Genomic DNA, 20057 nt, shown 5'->3' on the forward strand with positions numbered 1-20057 from the left:
TTTTGGAGGAATATACGTAAATGATTACTGTAAGCAATGTAGGTCTTCGTTATGGAGATCGTAAATTATTTGAAGATGTTAATATTAAATTTACACCAGGGAATTGCTATGGATTAATTGGTGCAAACGGTGCAGGAAAATCGACGTTTTTGAAAATTTTATCTGGCGACCTTGAGCCGCAATCAGGTTCTGTTCAAATGGGACCTGGAGAGCGTTTGGCCGTATTAAAACAAAACCATTTTGAATATGAAGAAGAAGAAGTTTTAAAAGTCGTGGTAATGGGTCATAGCCGCCTTTATGAAGTCATGCAGGAAAAAGATGCTATCTATATGAAGGCTGACTTTACGGATGAAGACGGTATGCGCGCTGCCGAACTAGAAGGTGAGTTCGCTGAATTAAATGGCTGGGAAGCAGAATCAGATGCAGCCATCTTATTAAAAGGTCTTGGAATCGAAGAAGACCTTCATACAAAGAAAATGGCTGATATTTCCGGTGCTGAGAAAGTAAAAGTATTGCTTGCACAAGCATTATTTGGAAGACCTGATGTACTTCTACTAGATGAGCCGACAAACCACCTCGATATTAAAGCTATTCAGTGGTTAGAGGAATTTCTTATCAACTTTGAAAATACGGTTATAGTTGTTTCCCACGACCGTCATTTTTTAAATAAGGTTTGTACACATATCGCTGATCTTGATTTTGGAAAAATTCAAATTTATGTAGGAAATTATGACTTTTGGTATGAATCCAGTCAATTGGCATTGAGAATGGCACAAGATGCGAATAAGAAAAAAGAAGAAAAAATAAAGGAACTGCAAAATTTCATTGCTCGTTTCAGCGCGAATGCGTCTAAATCCAAACAAGCAACGTCTCGAAAAAAACTACTTGATAAAATTTCCCTGGACGATATTAGACCGTCATCACGTAAGTATCCATATGTTGGATTTACACCTGATCGTGAAATCGGTAATGATTTGTTGCGAGTAGATGGAATTTCGAAAACGATTGACGGGGTTAAGGTATTAGATAATATCAGCTTCATCATGAACAAAGATGACAAAATTGCTTTGGTTGGAACAAATGAAACAGCTAAGACAACTTTATTCAAAATCCTAATGGGAGAAATGGAAGCTGACAGCGGCTCTTATAAGTGGGGTATCACTACCTCTCAAGCCTATTTCCCTAAAGATAACTCCCGCTATTTTGAACATGACGATGTAAATCTCGTTGATTGGTTACGCCAATTTTCACCGAAGGATGATAGCGAAAGCTTTTTAAGAGGATTTTTAGGAAGAATGTTATTTTCTGGTGAAGACGTACTGAAAAAAGCGAGTGTTTTATCAGGTGGAGAAAAGGTTCGCTGTATGCTTTCAAAAATGATGTTAAGCGGAGCCAACGTATTATTGTTGGATGAGCCGACAAACCATTTAGACCTTGAATCAATCACTGCATTAAACAATGGGCTCATTGCCTTTAAGGGTTCTCTAATCTTTTCGTCCCATGACCATCAGTTTATTCAGACCATTGCTAACCGCATTATTGAAATTACACCAAGCGGTATTGTTGATAAACAAGTAACATATGATGAATATTTAGAAGATAGTGAACTACAGAAGCAAATTGCAGCCATGTACCAAAATTAAAGCATTCTTCAATAAGAAAACGCAAAGGGAAATCCTTTGCGTTTTCTTTATGTCCGTTTTGTCTTTTTTCGTGCAGAGGATACTTCTCTCATACCTGTTTCCTCAGTTGTTGTTCCTTGTCCCTCTACCCGGGATGAGCTTAATCCTGTTTTAGATGGATCTTGCTTGCGTTTTCCCATATCCAAACACCTCCATCCTTATGGTGCCGAATTTCACGAATTCTTATGCTTGGATATTAAGCAGATTCTTTCATCATAAGGCAGACATCCCAAACATAAAAACAAGGTCATTATCCTTTATTTTTATTATTCTTCATGTATTCAGTATATTGATCATCTCTTGATAAAGCCGCATTGTATTGTCTTTTGACAAAGTGTTCAGCTTCAAGAAAACTGCTAAAAGAAAGCGGTAATGTTTTACTCCCGCTCTCTACAATCCATTGTTGATTATGTTCTTTAATAAGCCATTTCTCGCGATTATTATTTTCATAAAGCGAGCCTTCCGGATTATTTTTAAGATTGTATTGATTTTTTGGAGCATCCAGTCTGGAAGGGTCAAGAGGAAAAACCTCATGCACAAATAGCTTGTAGGCAGTTTCATTCATAGTGCAGCCAGAAGCCTTCACATGTCCACCGCCGCCAAATTTACTTGCTACCTCAGATACATCAACATGATCATGTATTGTACGGAAGCTTACCTTTTTCCCGCCCATGTTAAGGATAACAATATAATCAAGATGACTATTTTCTTTACCAAGCTCATTACCCAGCTCGGAGTGATACATTTCAGCATGTACGATACCAACACAATGCTCATCAATAAACGTTTGGACAAGCTCTCGATTTTTCTTGCGTATATAGCGATTAATTTTTTCCTCTTCCATTTTTAATAGCTGCTGCTCAAACTCATTAAAGCTGAAGATATCTTCTGATTTTAATCTTTCTATCATTTTTCCTTCAAAATCATCAAGCGATAGCAGTGAGAATAAATCATTTAACTGCTTGGCTTTTATTTCGTTATGTTTTTCCCATTCCCAAGTATCATATAATCTGATTAGCTCTACAAATTCTGTTATTGAGCCTTTTGCTGCAATCCATTGATTTTCTAGTAGATAATCAAAAAATAATGATGTAGCAGAAGTAAGTCTTCCATCATCATATTCAACGGTTACCTTTGCCCAGCTATATTCATTTAAATGCAAGGCTGTTTTATGATGATCGATAAACTGTGCCTTCCCTCCCTCATGAACAAATTGTTCAATTCGTTTACTGTTTGCCTCATTAACACTTAGATCTGTAATCCAAATTGTATTTTCTTTAACCTGATTTTGCTTCGTCCCGTCAAAAAATCGTTCAACCTGCGAGTTTAGCCTAGCTACAGAATTATAATGAACCTCCACTTCCTCACCAAAGGCAATTTTCGCTAATATTCCGCATCCTAAACCATCCAAATCATTATGAGTATATAAATGAATCAAAGTAACCCACCTCTCCGGTATTAATTAATTGTATGTAAAAGAAAAGCATAAGCTCTGCTTGAACGTCCCTTTCTAGCTTGACCAGTTTTCATGTATTCTCTAAGTACTATGGAAAGAACATAATATATAAAACATTATAACTTTACTTGCCTGTTGTCAAAAAGAAATCCTTGTTTCATACAAAATGTTTATTCGAGTGGAAAGAAAAAAAGTAATCCACCCTGATATAACTAAATCTTTTTTATTTGCTGACAAGTTGACACCCCTTGTCCGCATATACTGGCTAATAAGATTATTTTAGAATTGCAGCCTTAAAAATATAAGGAGGGAAATTATGAAGCTTGTCGTCATTAAAAAACGGCTCTTATTGTATTGTATTATTTTCTTGGTACTATTAGCATCTGCAGGAGGATGGATTTTTATAAACCAGCAGAACGAAGTAGTGTTTAATCAGGAGGAACAGCAAGGACATGTACGGGAAATCCATCTTGTTACAAGTGAGTTTTCTTCCGAATTGCCAAATGGCACCAAAATAGAAGCGTATCGTTGGGATCCAGGAACTATATTCATGGAGGTTGGCGAGAAGGTGAATCTTTCCATTTTAGGAGTAAATGGCAAAGAACACCCCTTTATGATTGAAAACACAAATATAAAAGGAACGGTGAAAAAAGGTGAGGAAACAGTCGTCCCTCTCCAATTTCAAAAAGAAGGTATCTATCGTTTAATATGCACTTCCCATTCCGATAAAAATCATGAAGGACCAATGATTGCCTATATAGTAGTAGATTAATCAAGTGCTATTTCAAAAGTAATGCAGGCTGGATATACCTGTCTTTATCCAGTCTGTTTTGTATAACAGCTAAACAATAGCTAGGTTGTTTATAATACAGTTTAGATAAATATAAATAATTATTAAAACTATCCAAATTCAAAGAAAAATTTAAACCCTTGTAAAATAAGGGTTTATTTAACATTCATAAAATGTTCATATATAATGTGAGTACTTTAACAATCTATCTGTTACACTACAAATATAGTCATTGTACTACTACCTACTAGCTAACAATGAAAAACTATTCTAACCCATGAGGTGACATAACAATGGAACAATGGAAAGGTTTTACAAATGGAGTATGGCAAAAAGAAGTGAATGTAAGAGACTTTATTTTAAAGAACTTTACTCCTTATACTGGTGATGATAGCTTTTTAGAAGGTGCAACTGAAGCAACAGCAAAATTATGGGATCAAGTAATGGAACTTTCTAAAAAAGAACGTGAAGCTGGCGGTATCCTGGATGCTGACACAAAAATCGTTTCTACTATTACTTCACATGGACCTGGATATTTAACACAAGAACTTGAACAAATTGTTGGTTTCCAAACAGATAAACCTTTTAAACGTTCATTAATGCCTTTTGGCGGAATCCGTATGGCAAAAACTGCTTTAGAATCATATGGATTTGAATTAGACAAAGAGGTTGAACATACATTTACTGATTATCGCAAAACTCATAACCAAGGCGTTTTCGATGCCTACACACCAGAAATGAGAGCAGCCCGTTCTGCTGGTGTCATAACAGGATTACCTGATGCTTATGGACGCGGACGTATTATTGGTGACTATCGCCGTGTGGCATTATATGGTGTTGATTTCTTAATGCAGCAAAAACTTAAAGAATATCAATATATTGGCGACGGTACTATGACAGATGATGTCATTCGTGATCGTGAGGAATACAGTGAACAATATCGTGCCTTAAAGGAATTAAAACAAATGGCTGCTTCATATGGCTTTGATATTTCACAGCCGGCAAAAAGTGCAAAGGAAGCCATCCAATGGTTGTACTTTGGCTATTTAGCTGCTATTAAGGAACAAAATGGGGCGGCCATGAGCCTTGGACGTACATCTACTTTCTTAGATATTTATATTGAGAGAGATTTACAGAATGGTACACTAACTGAAAAAGAAGCACAGGAATTAGTAGACCATTTTGTTATGAAGCTTCGTCTTGTAAAGTTTGCTAGAACACCGGAATATAACGAATTATACAGCGGTGACCCAACATGGGTAACAGAATCAATCGCAGGTATGGCACTTGACGGTCGTCCATTAGTAACGAAGAACTCTTTCCGATTCTTACACACACTAGATAACCTAGGACCTGCTCCAGAGCCAAACTTAACCATTCTTTGGTCTACTAAATTACCTGAAGCATTTAAGGCCTACGCTGCAAAAATGTCAATCAAATCAAGTGCAATACAATATGAAAACGACGATATGATGAGAGAATTATGGGGCGATGATTACGGTATTGCCTGCTGTGTATCCGCAATGCGAATTGGTAAACAAATGCAATTCTTTGGAGCTCGTGTTAACATTGCAAAAGCATTGTTATATGCAATTAATGGCGGTATTGATGAAAAGAAAAAGATACAAGTTGGACCTGCTTACCAGCCTATTACTTCTGAGTATTTAGATTACGAAGAAGTTGCCAGCAACTATGATAAAATGCTTGACTGGCTATGCGGATTGTATGTGAATACACTTAATGTAATCCATTATATGCATGATAAATACAGCTATGAAAGAATTGAAATGGCACTTCATGACCGTGAGATTCTGCGTACGATGGCTTGTGGTATTGCTGGACTTTCTGTTGCAGCTGACTCACTTAGTGCCATTAAATACGCAAAAGTTAAAACAATTCGTGATGAAAACGGACTAGTTGTTGATTACGAAATCGAAGGTGACTATCCTAAATATGGTAACAATGATGATCGTGTCGATCAAATTGCTGTAGATCTTGTTAATGGTATTATGAACCGAATTAGAAAACATAAAACCTATCGTGGTGCAGTACCAACACAATCAGTGTTAACCATCACATCTAACGTTGTATATGGTAAGAAAACTGGTGCAACTCCTGATGGTCGCGAAGCTGGTAAACCATTTGCACCAGGAGCTAACCCAATGCATGGCCGCGACACTAAAGGAGCACTTGCTTCACTTACTTCTGTTGCAAAATTACCTTACGAAGCATCATTAGATGGGATTTCCAATACCTTTACCATCACACCAAAGGCACTTGGACGTGAAGATCAATCACAAGTAAGTAATCTAGTGGCAATGCTTGACGGATATATAGCAAAACGCGGCCATCATATCAATGTGAACGTCTTGAATCGTGACACATTATTAGATGCTGTGGAACATCCAGAACTATATCCACAATTAACAATTCGTGTATCTGGCTATGCCGTTAACTTTATTAAGCTTACTCGTGAACAACAAATCGACGTAATTAATCGTACATTCCATGAAAGCATGTCTGCTGCCGAAACGAAAGTACCTGTTCATGTAAAATAAGTACTAAGAGTTTAAGAGAAGGGCCTTTCCCTTCTCTTTGAATTTTTTTACAGCATAACGGTAGATGGGAACTTATTAACAATAATTAACTAGATGGGAGTTTATCAACATGAAGGGAAATATTCATTCCATAGAGACATTCGGAACAGTTGACGGACCTGGAATTCGTTATGTAATTTTCACACAAGGCTGTCTGCTTCGTTGTCAGTATTGTCACAACGCAGATACTTGGGAGATTGGAATAGGAAAGCAAATGTCTGTTGCTGACATTATAGAGGATTTAACCTCCTACCTTCCTTTTATCGAATCCTCAGGCGGCGGCATTACGGTAAGCGGCGGTGAACCTTTATTACAAATTCCTTTCCTTATTGAATTGTTTAAGGAATGCAAAAAATTAGGGATTCATACAACGATTGATTCATCCGGCGGCTGCTATTCAACAGCTCCCCTATTCCAAGAGCAATTCAACGAGTTATTAAACTATACAGATTTAATTTTAGTAGATTTAAAGCATATTAACCGAAAAAAACACATTCAATTGACAGGGATGGCAAACGAGCACATTATCCAATTTGCAAAGCATTTATCCAAGCGCCACATTCCTGTTTGGATTCGTCATGTTTTAGTCCCTACCATTACAGATAATGAAAAGGACCTAGAAGAGCTTGGTGAGTTTATCGGCACGCTTGAGAATGTCGAGAAGTTAGAGATACTACCCTATCATAAGTTAGGCGTTTATAAATGGGAGGCTCTTGGTTTAGATTATCCACTAAAAGACGTCGAGCCGCCGAGTAACGCGAAAGTAAATGCTGCATATGAAATTTTAACAAAAACACTTAAGTTCAACAAAAAAGTGCTGTCTTGAACATCAGGACAGCACTTTCTATCTTCACTTTTATCAGCTAATTGACGGATGCCTATTTCCACCAGTCATCAAACATATTTGCTGGCATTTCTCTTTTATGCTGTGTCACCAAATATCTCTTTTCAATTTTCTCCGCGCTTTCTAAAGGAACCGACTTACCTTCTAGATAATCATCTAATTCTTCATATGAAATACCAAGCTCTGTTTCATCTGCCTGTCCTGGCCGTTCATCTAATAAATCTGCGGTTGGAACCTTTAAATAGATTCTTTCTTCCGCACCCAAGACCTTTAATAACTCTTTCCCTTGTCTCTTCGTTAAACCAGCAAGCGGAACAAGGTCTGCACCTCCATCGCCATATTTCGTATAAAAACCTGTCACAGCCTCTGCTGCATGATCTGTCCCAATGACAAGTAAATTTTCTTGGCCGCCAATCACATATTGAGCAATCATCCTCATTCTAGCCTTGACATTTCCTTTATGATAATCTCTTAAAGGTGCACCTTTTGTTTTACTGTCATACTCTTTTTTTACTTCATCAACCGCTTTTTCAATATTAAAGGTAAATTCCTCATCCGCTTTGATAAAGTCTAGAGCAGCCTTGGCATCGTCTTCATCCTTCTGCACGCCATACGGAAGCCGGACAGCAACAAATTTCGCATCATGCCCCTCAGCTCTCAGCCCCTCAACAGCTAACTGAGCTAGTCTTCCGGCAAGGGATGAGTCTTGACCTCCGCTGATTCCAAGGACAAACCCTTTTGCTTTTGTTTTTAAAAGATACTCCTTTAAAAACTGAACTCTTCTTTGCACCTCCACCTTCGGATCAATTTCAGACTGAATATGTAACTCCTTCATGATTTGCTTTTGCATACTCATTTTTCAACCTCCCCATTAATTATGTAATACTGTCATTCATTAATACGATCCAGCATACACAGAAACCTTTTGGTTTACACTCTCAATGAGCTGTAGCTTATTTTCCCAACATTTTGGACTTAAATCCACTGGGTATTCCTCTGGATTTAATGAACGCTTATATTCTTCCCAGAGATAGTTCAAATTCTGATGGCAGTATTGTTGAATTTCTTCCAATGACGGCTGCTGATAAACTGGTACCCCATTGATAAAAATATCATGATGAAGATCTTTCGCCACAAAATTTGTAACATCCTTCTTTATATAGGTATGGACTGGATGGAACATATTTAAACTAGCTTCTTCATTTGGGCGTTCATCATCTAGGGCAATATAATCACCTTCTGATTTTTGATTCGCTAAATTAATAATCCGGTAGACTCTTTTTAATCCAGGTGTCGATACTTTTTCCGGATTCCCGCTAATTTTAATCGTGTCAACCATTTTCCCTTTTTCATCCTCTATCGAGACAATCTTATATACAGCACCTAGAGCCGGTTCATCATAGCCTGTGATCAGCTTTGTTCCAATCCCCCAAACATCAATTCGCGCTCCTTGAGCTTTTAAGTTCATAATTGTATATTCATCAAGGTCATTTGATGCAACAATTTTTGTTTTGGTAAAGCCTGCATCATCGAGCATTTTCCTTGCTTCTTTTGATAAATAGGCAAGATCTCCACTGTCTAACCGAATCCCGACAAAATTGATGGAGTCAGCCAGTTCCGTTGCGACACGGATAGCATTAGGTACCCCTGATCTTAACGTATCATATGTATCAACTAAAAACACACAATCTTTATGACGGCGTGCATATTTATGAAAAGCTGTGTATTCATCAATATAAGCCTGAATAAGCGAATGCGCATGTGTACCCGAAACAGGTATTCCAAATAGCTTTCCTGCTCGCACATTAGATGTCGAGCTAAAACCACCAATGTAGGCTGCTCGTGTTCCCCAAATAGCGGCATCCATTTCCTGTGCTCGTCTTGTACCAAATTCCATTGCTATCTCATCACCAATTATATATTTAATTCTTGCTGCTTTTGTTGCAATTAATGTTTGGTAATTCACAATATTTAGAATAGCCGTTTCAACTAATTGTGCTTCGGCAAGGGTTGATTCAATGCGGATAAGAGGCTCATTTGCAAAGACGATTTCTCCTTCTGCCATTGCTCTAACAGATCCTGTAAAACGGAGGTTTTTTAAATAATCGAGAAAATCCTCTTGATACTTTAATTCCTGTCTTAAGTAGGAAATATCATCCTCTGTAAATCGTAAATTTTTTAAATACTCGGCCACCTTTTCTAAGCCAGCGAATACTGCAAACCCATTCCCAAAGGGCAGTTTTCGAAAAAACACTTCAAAAACAGCTTTGCGATTATGTATACCGTCTTCCCAATAGGTCTCGATCATATTTATTTGATACAAGTCTGTATGTAACGTTAAACTGTCATCCAAAAACATTTTCGCCATAACTAAACCTCCAACCATTCAATTAGCTTACCATTATAATCATAATTGAGAGCCCGTGATTATATCCGTGAGTTTACTCACTTTCATTACGCATTTTCCTATTAATATTATAGTCTTTTATAGACTATTGTCTAATTAATAGATTTTTTCAATTTTTATATGTTCATTTCTATCAATGTTTGTAAAAATTTGCTCCATTGCTAAATCACTCAAAATCAATTATACTTGCACCAAACACTTGCTGTTTGAATGCAATTTTGAGGTGAATTATTTGTTAGAATTTCTTCTGGATACAACAAATCTGCAAGTTGATTATACTTTGTATGTGAGTATCCTTTTTGGACTTTCGGTAAAATTGCTATGGATGCGGAATATTGAATTCAATTTCATTGATTCTATTTATTCATCATCAGATGTACATCTTCAAGGGAAAAATCTTTTACTACAGAAAGAAAAGCATGTCCCTATTAACAAACAATTGCTGTCGATTCTAAAATATATTCGACGAAAAAAGAATTTAAGCGAAGAACCTGATAGTACTATTTCCTCTGCGGCTTTTTAATAAAAAAACTACGTTAAATGGAGGAAATAGGAAAAATGAAAGAACTTTTTAACACTTATTTTATTGAACCTTTTACAGAGCTAATCATATGGACATCACATCTATTTCATGATAATTATGGTTTGGGTATTATCCTAGTCACACTTCTTGTCCGAATCGTATTGCTACCTTTAATGTTAAAGCAATATAAAACGCAGGCCACGATGAAAGAAAAAATGGATAAATTAAAGCCTGAAATGGATGCTATCCAGCAAAAATTAAAGGCAACAAAGGATCCAAAGGAACAGCAAAATCTTCAGAGAGAATTAATGGGATTATATCAAAAACATGGCGTAAATCCGTTAAATATGGGTTGTCTGCCTATGCTTATTCAAATGCCAATATTAATGGCATTTTATTACGCGATTCGTAATTCCCATGAAATAGCAACACATTCATTTTTATGGTTCAGCCTAGGTGAATCTGATATTTGGATTACGGCACTTGCAGGTATCGTTTATTATTTTCAATTTAAAGTGTCCTCATCAACTATGCCGGAGGCACAAAGGCAGCAAATGAAATATATGGGCCTTGTATCACCCATTATGATTGTTTTTGTATCGCTGAATGCTCCAGCAGCCTTACCTTTATATTGGGTAGTCGGTGGAAGCTTTCTTATTTTTCAAACCTATCTCGGACGTAAAGTATACCAAAGCCCTAAACAAATGAATTCTGTTAATGCTAACAAGATATAAAGTGAAGTAAGCATCCGCCATGGCGGATGCTTTTTTTGTCTATAAGGAGTCCGATTTGGTCAATTATTCCCAATTTCTTTTTACGAATAGTAAATAGCTATCAAGTCAAACTAAAACTGTACAATTTACTTAAGGAGGGCTATCGATATGAATTGGAAATCCTTGCTAACTACCATTTCCCTATCATCATTTATCCTAAGCGGGTGCGGAACGAATGATGATACCGCCATGAACAATTCGGCAAGAATGAACCAGGACACGACAAATTTACGTACTGTCTCAAATAATCAAACAAATGGAAATCGCAACAATTGGGATGATGATATAGTTGGAAATGATAACAGGGGAATTTTAACCAATGTGAGTGACAATAATGCCTATTGGAATGGACGATTCAATGACAGACTTGTGGATAATTATGATATAGATAACTGGGTTTCAAGAGAAATTAGTAACAATGATAATACAAATAGGGATGATCTTTACTCAGATCGATCAATAAATAATCCATCATCAACGATTCAGAATCGAACCCGAAATGTTAATTACAATGGCTCAAACAATCAAACCAATCGAATAACAACTAGAAATGTCAATACCAATCAAAATAGAGATATTACAGCGAGAAATATTGGAAACAATACTGCAGATAATAACCAAAATCAAACGAATGTAAGAGGCCAGAATAATCGAATGGATGTTGCAGACCGGGCTGCAGAGAAAATTGCCCAAATGCGCGAGGTTGATCGTGCCAACGTAATTGTAACGGATAACAATGCCTATGTAGCAGTAAAATTAGCAGATAATGCAGGAAATAATTTAACAGCTGATATAGAGAAAAAAATCTCTGATATGGTAAAAGCAACAAATCGTGGAATTAACCATGTATATGTCTCTGTTAATCCTGACTTTTATAAACGGACCGCATCGTATGCTGAAGATATTCGAGATGGTCGTCCTGTCGAAGGGTTTTTTAATGAATTTGGAGAATTAGTCCGCCGCGTTTTCCCAACTGAAAGATAAACACGAAAAGTGCAAGTTCAAATAGCATAAACAAAACAAGCTGCTTACACTTGACTACCTTTATCAACAAAAGTGACTCATCACTGTTTCGTAAAACACGAACAGCAATGAGTCATTTTTTTTAAGCTTTTTCAAAGTAATCCTTATAAAACCCGCCGACTTTTCCGCTATTATCAATAATGAAATAAAACTCTTCCGTTTCATTTTTTACATCATAGGTTTCCCCAGGTGTCAGCACATGATTGACAATATACTTTTTCGCATTTGTATGTATACACTTCACCTTTTTGATTGTTTTGCGTTCATGCCAGTCTAAATGAATCATTTATAAGTCTCCTTTTATACATTTACTCTCTAGTATATAAGTATCCACCTTCTAGAGCAACTATATATTCTCCTTTCTATTCTGTGAACATTTTGTTAACAAAATGGGATCTCGGTTTAACAAATTTGTGAATTTTTTATTATTCTCTGTTAAAATCTTCATAAATTCTTTAAAATAGAATAATATTGAATATTCTAACCTTTACCTTGGAGGTATGCACAATGAAAATTATGAGTAATGAACAGTTAATTGTCTCGTATCGTGATGCATTAAAATCAGGTAATGATAAAGATTGGATTAGAGTATTGCAAGGAGAAATTAAAAAGCGTGGCTTGAAGCCAATTAAAAATTAACAAAAAGAGCAAAGGGACACCCTTTGCTCTTTTTATATGCTTTTAAGCAAATAATAATGATTCAGGATCTTCAATAAGCGTTTTTATGCTTTTTAAAAATGTCACGGCTTCTTTTCCATCAATCAGTCGATGGTCATATGATAATGCAACATACATCATCTGGCGATTTTCCATTTGTTCCGAATCAACAGCAACCGGCCGCAGTTGAATGGAGTGCATACCTAATATGGCTGCCTGAGGACCATTCAGAATCGGAGTAGACAAAAGCGAACCAAATACCCCTCCATTTGTAATGGTAAACGTCCCTCCTTGTAAATCATGAATAGCTAAGCAGTTGTTTCTAGCCTTTTCAGCAAGTTCAGAAATCTCCTTTTCTAATTCAGCCACATTTTTATGGTCCGCATTTCTTACAACAGGAACGACTAACCCTTTATCCGTAGATACCGCAATCCCAATATCATAATACTTTTTAATCAGAATCTCATCATCTTGTATTTCAGCATTTAATAATGGTAAGCTTTTTAGGCTCGCTACAGCTGCTTTAGTAAAAAAGGACATGAACCCCAGCTTAACCCCAAATTCCTTCAAAAACTGGTTTTTTCGCCTATTTCGCAGCATGATGAGGTTTGTCATATCTATTTCATTAAAGGTCGTCAGCATCGCAGTATTTTGCTTGATATCAACTAAATTTTTGGCAATTGTTTGCCGGCGCCTGCTCATTCGAATCCTCTCAACTGGCTTTTCCACTTCATTAAGTATTTTTTGATTGTCCTCCGGCGATGGAATGAAGGAATTCACCGGGATAGGCTGCTTATTCAATTGAATATCCTGCAGCCGAATTCTCCCTAATGGATCAATGGCCGTAACCTTTTGTAGATCAATTCCTTTCTCACGTGCCCATTTTCTTGCTGCCGGGGATACTACCAGTCGCTGATTCTTTATGGCCGCAAGTGGATTATAGGGCTGAAAAGTGTCTGCGACGGCGATGTTTACTGACGGGGCTACAGAATGATGATTATCTATCTTTAGCTCCTCCTCTTCCTCTATGACAGCAATCACATCTCCTACTTTTACCGTACTCCCTTCCATCACATGAACTGTAGTCAGAATTCCGGAGTATATAGAGCTAATTTCGATATTTACCTTATCGGTTTCAAGTTCAACAAGCCTATCCCCTTTTGTAACGACGTCGCCTATTTTTTTTAACCATTGAACGATCGTTCCTTCCGTTATCGATTCCGCGAGTTCAGGTACAATAATTTCTGCCATCCTATTGCCCCCCTTTTGTTATCGCTTGGGAGATAATTCTTGCTTGATCCTTTTTATGAACATATGGGTCACCTTCTGCAGGACTTGATCTCCGACGTCTGCCTATATAGTTGACAGACAAATGGTTAAGCACTCCAATTGTTCTTAAAAACGGTTCAACAAAATACCAAGCCCCCATATTTTTCGGCTCCTCCTGTACCCATATTAGTTCCTTAAGATTTGGAAACCTTTGAATGATTGCCCCTATTTCCTTCTCAGGAAAAGGATACAGCTCTTCTATCCTTACGATATGAAGCCATCCTTGATCCGCTTCATTCTGAAGCTGCTGTGCCATTTCAATTGCTATTTTCCCAGTACAAAATACAACTCTTTCCACCCTTTCTGTCCCGCTTCCCAGATTAGGCTGCTCTATTACCTTTTTGAATTCACCCTGACTTAAATCTAAGCCTGAGCATGTGACAAAAGGATGTCGAAGCAAACTTTTTGGTGTCATGATGACGAGCGGCCTAACAACATCTGTGGTTAAAATTGCAGCCTGGCGTCTTAATATGTGAAAATATTGCGCGGCATTGGTTAAATTGGCAATGGTCCAATTATTCTCTGCAGCCAGTAATAAGAAGCGCTCGACCCTTCCGCTTGAATGCTCCGGTCCCTGTCCCTCGTAACCATGTGGAAGCAGGATAACTAGGCCTGACTTTTGCCCCCACTTTGCCCTGCCTGCTGCAATAAATTGATCAAATATCACTTGAGCTGCATTAGCAAAGTCACCGTATTGTGCTTCCCATATGACGAGTGTCTCAGGGGCAAAGACATTATAACCATATTCAAACCCAAGTACGGACCCTTCCGATAATGGGCTGTTATGAATAGCAAAGGATGCTTTTGCTTTTGATAAGACATGTAATGGAGAATAGCAATTATCTGAAATAGAATCATGAATGATAAGATTTCTTTGAGCAAATGTGCCTCTTTCAGTATCCTGACCTGTCAATCTTATTGGCGTTCCATCTGTAAGAATTGAAGCAAAGGCAAGAGTTTCAGCTAAACCCCAATCTACTTTTCCATCCTTTTCAAATTGATCTCGTCTTCTTTGCAATATTTTTTCCAACTTATGATGGATAGAAAAGGAAGTCGGACAAGTATGAAGCTCCCGATTGTATTCCAATAATGTCTCCAATGGAAGTGCTGTTATAACATTCCCAAAGCCTTTTTCAATTGTGGAAGGGGGATTTTGAATGTCTGCCTCTGGTTTTTCTGTCGCTATTTTTCCATATGCCTTTTGCAGCTTCTCCCTTACATCCTCTTCAAATGATTGTTTAGTTTTTTCAACTATCACACCCTGTTGCAGGAGTTCTTCTCCATACAGTTCCTTCACAGTTCGATGCTGTTGAATAGCCCTGTACATGAGTGGATTGGTGAACATCGGCTCATCCATCTCGTTATGACCGAAGCGGCGGTATCCGATTAAATCGATTAAAAAGTTCTTCTGGAATTTCCTCCGATAGTCACACGCTAGTTTTACAGCCCTCAGGCAGCTTTCAGGGTCATCAGCATTTACATGAACGATGGGAATTTCAAACCCTTTCGCCAAATCACTTGCATACCTTGTTGAGCGGGAATCATGGGATTCAGTTGTAAAGCCAATTGAATTATTGGCAATAATATGGATGGTTCCATTTGTCCGATACCCTTTTAAGTTTTCAAGGTTAAGTGTTTCCGCTACAATTCCCTGCCCTGGAAACGCGGCATCCCCATGAATAATAATCGATAGTGCCGCTGCCTGATTCTCCTTTGGAAATCCGGTTTCAGATCGTATATCCTGAGCAGCTCGTGTAAATCCTTCAACGACAGCTCCTACGTACTCTAAGTGACTCGGGTTATTAGCTAGGTTTAATCGTACCCTTCTAGTACTTTCTTTTTTAATTTGCCGATTTAGCCCTAAATGGTACTTCACATCCCCTGTCCACCCAAAGCTTATTCCAATGGATCCTTCTGATGGAACTAACATTTTATTCGGGGCATGCTGAAACTCGGCGAATATCATTTCATATGGTTTACCCAGTACATGGGCAAGAACATTCAACCTTCCTCGATGAGCCATCCCAATATTGATTGTGTCGGTACCAGCCTTAACTGTCTCTTCAATCATTTCATCTAACATGGGAACGAGGGAATCAAGCCCTTCTATTGAAAAACGTTTCTGTCCCACAAAGGTTTGATGGAGAAACTTCTCAAATTCCTCGACTTCGATTAACCTTTTAAATAAATTTATTCGTTTCCCTGTAGTGAAGGAGGTCCATGCTGAACCAGTTTCAACTCTTTCCTGCAGCCACTTTTTTTCTGCTATATTGCTTACATGATGAAATTCATAAGCAAGCTTACTCGTGTATACCCTCTTCAAATATTCAAATGCATCGTTCCCATTCCGAATCGATTCCGGACCGTACTGGCAGATGACCTCAGCCGGTATTGATGCTAAATCAGTCTTATTTAATCCAAATTGTGCAGGCTCTAGAAGTGTGTAGTCAGATGTATGAATGTTCAAAGGGTAAATATCAGCTGCTAAATGCCCATAATCACGAATTTTATCAGCCAGTTTTATTGCTGACTTTAACTTTTGATACCTTTCATTTGAGTATTTCGGTTTATGATCAATTTTAAGGTCATCATTTAGGCTATTTCCCCAAACGTGAAAATAATTTCTCATCTCATCATCAACAGATAGAGGATCTTCCCTATATTTTTCATACAGGTCTAGAACATAGCCAAGATTAGGACCATAAAGGTCTTTAAAACCATGCTGTTCCCTGTTTGATTTCTCCATGAAGAATGGACTCCTCTCCCAAGTGGTTTACTATTACTAGCATGTTTATTTTCTCGCATCGGAGTTTATGAACCTTTCTTCACAAACATTGTAAAAACAAAAAAACCGGGTATATCCCGGTTTTATAAATCATCAATTATATGAAAATAAAGCTGCGTTCTGCTTTCTAAAGTGGAGGTATCTCTTATTTCCATCGGAATCAATGGATTGTCAACATGTAGATAGAATAACCATTTTTTTGTTGGACCTTTTGTGACAGATAGTTCAATTCCATCCTGTTTCGTATAGGCAAGGCTCTCTTCAATCGTATTATAGCGATGATGACAATGAGTACTTTGTTCTAACATGTTTGAATTCCTCCTTTACTCATAATTATATAAGCTATCTTCATAATAGAAAGTGAATATTATGAACTTATTTTAACAATTTTCATTACAGATTTAAGTTTACATAATAAAATTATTGTAAATAAATTCTTGCTGGGATCTTTTGGCTTTTATTTCTTTGTCTGTTATATATGATTGTTGAGAAAAATTAATATTGTGATTTAACATAGCGATTTCTTTAAAAAGTGTAAATTATCGTTCTTTTTGCAAAAAAAGAATTGCAAGTTTTATTCTAGTGTAGTAAAGTTTAAGAAATTAATCATGATTTCTTATCAAGAGAGGTAGAGGGTATGGCCCAGGGACACCTCAGCAACCTTCAATGCATTGCATTGAAAAGGTGCTAATTCCAGCAAGTTTATCCTAAACTTGAGAGATAAGAAGAAGTCCTGTTTATTTATTAAACTAAAGTCTTCTTCTTATAGGAAGACTTTTTTTATTTTCAACAAAGCAGTCTTCTTAACCTAGTACACTAATATGAAAAATCAGCATAAAAAGGCGGTTAGGTCGATTCCTCCCCTTTTTCTAGAGAATAAGGAGTGTTTTTTACATGTATAAGACAGATACAAAGTTAGCGCAAATTGGAAATAGAAGTGAAGAAACAACAGGCACGGTTAGTGCACCTGTATATTTTTCTACTGCATATCGGCATGCAGGTATCGGCCAGTCTACCGGCTTTGATTACAGCCGTACAGCTAATCCAACAAGACAGCTTCTTGAGGAGGCAATTGCGGATTTAGAAGGCGGTGACCAAGGATATGCATGCAGTTCAGGCATGGCTGCCATTTTAACTGTACTTTCACTGTTTCAATCAGGCGATGAGTGGATTGTTTCAAAGGATTTATATGGGGGTACATATCGTATCCTTGAGGAAGGCTTCAAAAAATGGGGATTAAATTGCCGTTATACCAATACAAGTGATGTCCAAAATATTGAAAAAGAAATCACCCCTCAAACAAAAGCAATTTTCATTGAAACTCCGACAAACCCTCTCATGGAGCAAACGGATATTTCTGAAGCTGCACGTATCGCAAAAAAGCACGGTGTCTTATTGATCGTCGATAATACATTCTATACACCTATCCTGCAACAACCAATTCTCTTAGGAGCAGATATTGTGATTCACAGCGCTACTAAATACTTAGGCGGGCATAATGATGTCCTAGCAGGCTTAATTGTTGCCAAAGGAACGGAGCTTTGTGAGAAACTCGCTAAGTACCATAATGCTGCAGGCGCTGTGTTAAGTCCATTTGATTCATGGTTATTAATGCGCGGCATGAAAACTCTATCATTAAGAATGGAACGGCATGAGCATAACGCAAAAGAAATTGTTGCATTTTTGAAGGAACACGAAAGCATTACAGATGTTCTTTATCCGGGACAGGGCGGAATGGTTTCCTTCCGTATTCTAAGTGATAAATGGGTAAATCCTTTCTTACAAAATCTAAAATTAATCTGTTTTGCTGAAAGTCTAGGCGGGGTTGAAAGCTTTATTACCTATCCGGCCACACAAACACATGCAGATATCCCTGAAGAAATACGCAATGAAACAGGTGTCGATAATCGTTTATTACGTTTTTCTGTCGGGATTGAAAATGTACAAGATATTATAAATGATTTAACGCAGTCACTAGCTGCAGTCAAAAAGGAGATTGTTATTCATGAGTGATCAATATACATTCCAAACCAATTTACTTCATAATAAACATAAAGTAGATCCAGCAACAGGAGCTGTTAGTGTCCCTATTCAACATGCTTCAACGTTTCATCAAATGGATATTGATACATTTGGTAAATATGATTATGCTCGAAGCGGAAATCCAACTAGAGAAGCGTTAGAGGAGGTAATTGCAGAACTAGAGGAAGGCTGTCGAGGCTTTGCCTTTTCTTCCGGTATGGCTGCCATTTCGACTGCCTTTTTATTACTTTCCAAGGACGATCATGTCGTGATTTCTGAAGATGTATACGGCGGTACCTTTAGAATGGTCTCACAGGTATTGACTCGCTTTGGTATCAGTCATACGTTTGTTGACATGACTGACCTAGCAGCAATCAAACAAGCCATTCAACCGAACACAAAGCTGTTTTATGTTGAGACACCTTCCAATCCGTTACTAAAAGTTACAGATATTAAGGCGGTAAGTGAATTAGCCAAAAGCAATGGAGCTCTAACCTTTGTAGACAATACGTTCCTAACACCTGCGATTCAAAAGCCGCTTACACTTGGTGCTGACATCGTCCTGCACAGTGCCACTAAGTTCTTATCAGGGCATAGTGATGTTGTAGCAGGTCTCGCTGTTGTAAAGGATCCTGAACTAGCTCAACGACTTTATTTCTTACAGAATTCATTTGGTGCAGTTCTTGGTGTACAGGATGCTTGGCTTGTGCTTCGCGGCTTAAAGACTCTTCATGTCCGCCTTGAGCATTCCGTTAAAGCTGCAGAGAAATTGGCAAACTTCTTTAAGGAGCATCACCTTATTAATAACGTTTATTATCCTGGACTGACTGACCACCCGCAATATGACATCCAGCGTAAGCAAGCATCTTCAGCAGGTGCTGTTCTTTCTTTTGATTTTAAGAACGAAGACGTTTTTAGGACCTTTGTTGAAAATGTGAAGATTCCTGTTTTTGCTGTCAGTCTTGGTGCAGTTGAATCGATTCTCTCCTATCCAGCAAAAATGTCCCATGCTGCTATGCCTGAAGAAGAACGTGCACAGCGTGGCATTACAAATAGTCTCTTACGTCTTTCTGTTGGTCTTGAAAATCCTGATGACTTAATTAAGGATTTTTCCAATGCGCTTGATAAAGCAGTACAATTAAATTTGAATTTTGACCGGGGTTGATTAC

The 20057-nt window shown here is 37.6% G+C and carries 17 protein-coding genes and 1 riboswitch; of the genes, 9 read left to right on the top strand and 8 right to left on the bottom strand.

Features of this window, described 5'->3' with window-relative positions:
• Positions 1-20: 20 nt before the first annotated feature.
• The gene (locus ACHUFV_RS04410; protein ID WP_394232386.1) at positions 21-1643 is read left to right on the top strand and encodes an ABC-F family ATP-binding cassette domain-containing protein; all 1623 of its coding nucleotides are present in this window, start codon (positions 21-23) and stop codon (positions 1641-1643) included.
• A gap of 47 nt (positions 1644-1690) precedes the next feature.
• Here ACHUFV_RS04410 and ACHUFV_RS04415 read toward each other — a convergent pair whose 3' ends face one another.
• Both ACHUFV_RS04415 and ACHUFV_RS04420 read right to left on the bottom strand, forming a co-directional pair.
• Positions 1691-1822, bottom strand: coding sequence for a YuzL family protein (locus ACHUFV_RS04415; RefSeq protein ID WP_394232387.1), 132 nt, complete (start codon positions 1820-1822; stop codon positions 1691-1693).
• 110 nt (positions 1823-1932) lie between these two features.
• Positions 1933-3120 (bottom strand): DHH family phosphoesterase, encoded by a 1188-nt coding sequence (locus ACHUFV_RS04420; RefSeq protein WP_394232388.1) that lies wholly within the window; start codon positions 3118-3120, stop codon positions 1933-1935.
• Between the two features lie 334 nt (positions 3121-3454).
• On the opposite strand from ACHUFV_RS04420, the gene ACHUFV_RS04425 reads away from it, so the two are divergent.
• The 3 genes from ACHUFV_RS04425 (at position 3455) to pflA (ending at position 7351) form a co-directional block, all read left to right on the top strand.
• Positions 3455-3910 carry a cupredoxin domain-containing protein gene (locus ACHUFV_RS04425; protein WP_394232389.1) on the top strand — a complete coding sequence of 152 codons (456 nt, stop codon included), beginning with the start codon at positions 3455-3457 and terminating at the stop codon, positions 3908-3910.
• Between the two features lie 311 nt (positions 3911-4221).
• Positions 4222-6486 carry a formate C-acetyltransferase gene (pflB, locus tag ACHUFV_RS04430; protein WP_394232390.1) on the top strand — a complete coding sequence of 755 codons (2265 nt, stop codon included), beginning with the start codon at positions 4222-4224 and terminating at the stop codon, positions 6484-6486.
• Between the two features lie 109 nt (positions 6487-6595).
• The gene (pflA, locus tag ACHUFV_RS04435; RefSeq protein ID WP_394232391.1) at positions 6596-7351 is read left to right on the top strand and encodes a pyruvate formate-lyase-activating protein; all 756 of its coding nucleotides are present in this window, start codon (positions 6596-6598) and stop codon (positions 7349-7351) included.
• A 52-nt stretch (positions 7352-7403) separates the two neighbouring features.
• Here pflA and nadE read toward each other — a convergent pair whose 3' ends face one another.
• Both nadE and ACHUFV_RS04445 read right to left on the bottom strand, forming a co-directional pair.
• A complete protein-coding gene (nadE, locus tag ACHUFV_RS04440) occupies positions 7404-8225 on the bottom strand; it encodes an ammonia-dependent NAD(+) synthetase (protein WP_394232392.1) in 822 nt (273 codons plus the stop codon).
• Between the two features lie 39 nt (positions 8226-8264).
• Positions 8265-9737 carry a nicotinate phosphoribosyltransferase gene (locus ACHUFV_RS04445; RefSeq protein WP_394232393.1) on the bottom strand — a complete coding sequence of 491 codons (1473 nt, stop codon included), beginning with the start codon at positions 9735-9737 and terminating at the stop codon, positions 8265-8267.
• Positions 9738-10334: 597 nt separating this feature from the next.
• On the opposite strand from ACHUFV_RS04445, the gene yidC reads away from it, so the two are divergent.
• Both yidC and ACHUFV_RS04455 read left to right on the top strand, forming a co-directional pair.
• Positions 10335-11033: a membrane protein insertase YidC gene (gene yidC / locus ACHUFV_RS04450; RefSeq protein WP_394232394.1), complete on the top strand. Its 699-nt coding sequence runs from the start codon at positions 10335-10337 to the stop codon at positions 11031-11033.
• Between the two features lie 147 nt (positions 11034-11180).
• The gene (locus tag ACHUFV_RS04455; RefSeq protein WP_394232395.1) at positions 11181-12056 is read left to right on the top strand and encodes a YhcN/YlaJ family sporulation lipoprotein; all 876 of its coding nucleotides are present in this window, start codon (positions 11181-11183) and stop codon (positions 12054-12056) included.
• Between the two features lie 121 nt (positions 12057-12177).
• Here ACHUFV_RS04455 and ACHUFV_RS04460 read toward each other — a convergent pair whose 3' ends face one another.
• On the bottom strand, positions 12178-12381 hold the full coding sequence (locus ACHUFV_RS04460; protein WP_394232396.1) for a DUF6501 family protein: 204 nt from the start codon (positions 12379-12381) through the stop codon (positions 12178-12180).
• A 221-nt stretch (positions 12382-12602) separates the two neighbouring features.
• Between ACHUFV_RS04460 and sda the strand changes: the two genes are divergently transcribed.
• A complete protein-coding gene (sda, locus tag ACHUFV_RS04465; RefSeq protein WP_394232397.1) occupies positions 12603-12734 on the top strand; it encodes a sporulation histidine kinase inhibitor Sda in 132 nt (43 codons plus the stop codon).
• A 42-nt stretch (positions 12735-12776) separates the two neighbouring features.
• On the opposite strand, the gene odhB is transcribed toward sda, so the two are convergent.
• The 3 genes from odhB to ACHUFV_RS04480 form a co-directional block, all read right to left on the bottom strand.
• Entirely contained in the window at positions 12777-14003 is a 1227-nt protein-coding gene (gene odhB / locus ACHUFV_RS04470) for a dihydrolipoyllysine-residue succinyltransferase (protein ID WP_394232398.1), read from the bottom strand.
• 1 nt (position 14004) lies between these two features.
• Positions 14005-16827, bottom strand: a complete 2823-nt coding sequence (locus ACHUFV_RS04475; RefSeq protein WP_394232399.1) for a 2-oxoglutarate dehydrogenase E1 component — start codon at positions 16825-16827, stop codon at positions 14005-14007.
• Positions 16828-16949: 122 nt separating this feature from the next.
• A complete protein-coding gene (locus ACHUFV_RS04480) occupies positions 16950-17174 on the bottom strand; it encodes a hypothetical protein (RefSeq protein ID WP_394232400.1) in 225 nt (74 codons plus the stop codon).
• Positions 17175-17479: 305 nt separating this feature from the next.
• Positions 17480-17593: riboswitch (SAM riboswitch) on the top strand.
• A 167-nt stretch (positions 17594-17760) separates the two neighbouring features.
• Between ACHUFV_RS04480 and ACHUFV_RS04485 the strand changes: the two genes are divergently transcribed.
• Positions 17761-18879 carry a methionine biosynthesis PLP-dependent protein gene (locus ACHUFV_RS04485; RefSeq protein ID WP_394232401.1) on the top strand — a complete coding sequence of 373 codons (1119 nt, stop codon included), beginning with the start codon at positions 17761-17763 and terminating at the stop codon, positions 18877-18879.
• A complete protein-coding gene (metC, locus tag ACHUFV_RS04490; RefSeq protein WP_394232402.1) occupies positions 18872-20053 on the top strand; it encodes a cystathionine beta-lyase in 1182 nt (393 codons plus the stop codon). Before ACHUFV_RS04485 ends, metC begins: the two co-directional genes overlap by 8 nt.
• Positions 20054-20057 lie beyond the last annotated feature (4 nt).

The organism is Niallia oryzisoli, assembly GCF_043641075.1.
Classification (GTDB): Bacteria; Bacillota; Bacilli; order Bacillales; family Cytobacillaceae; genus Bacillus_BD; species Bacillus_BD oryzisoli_A.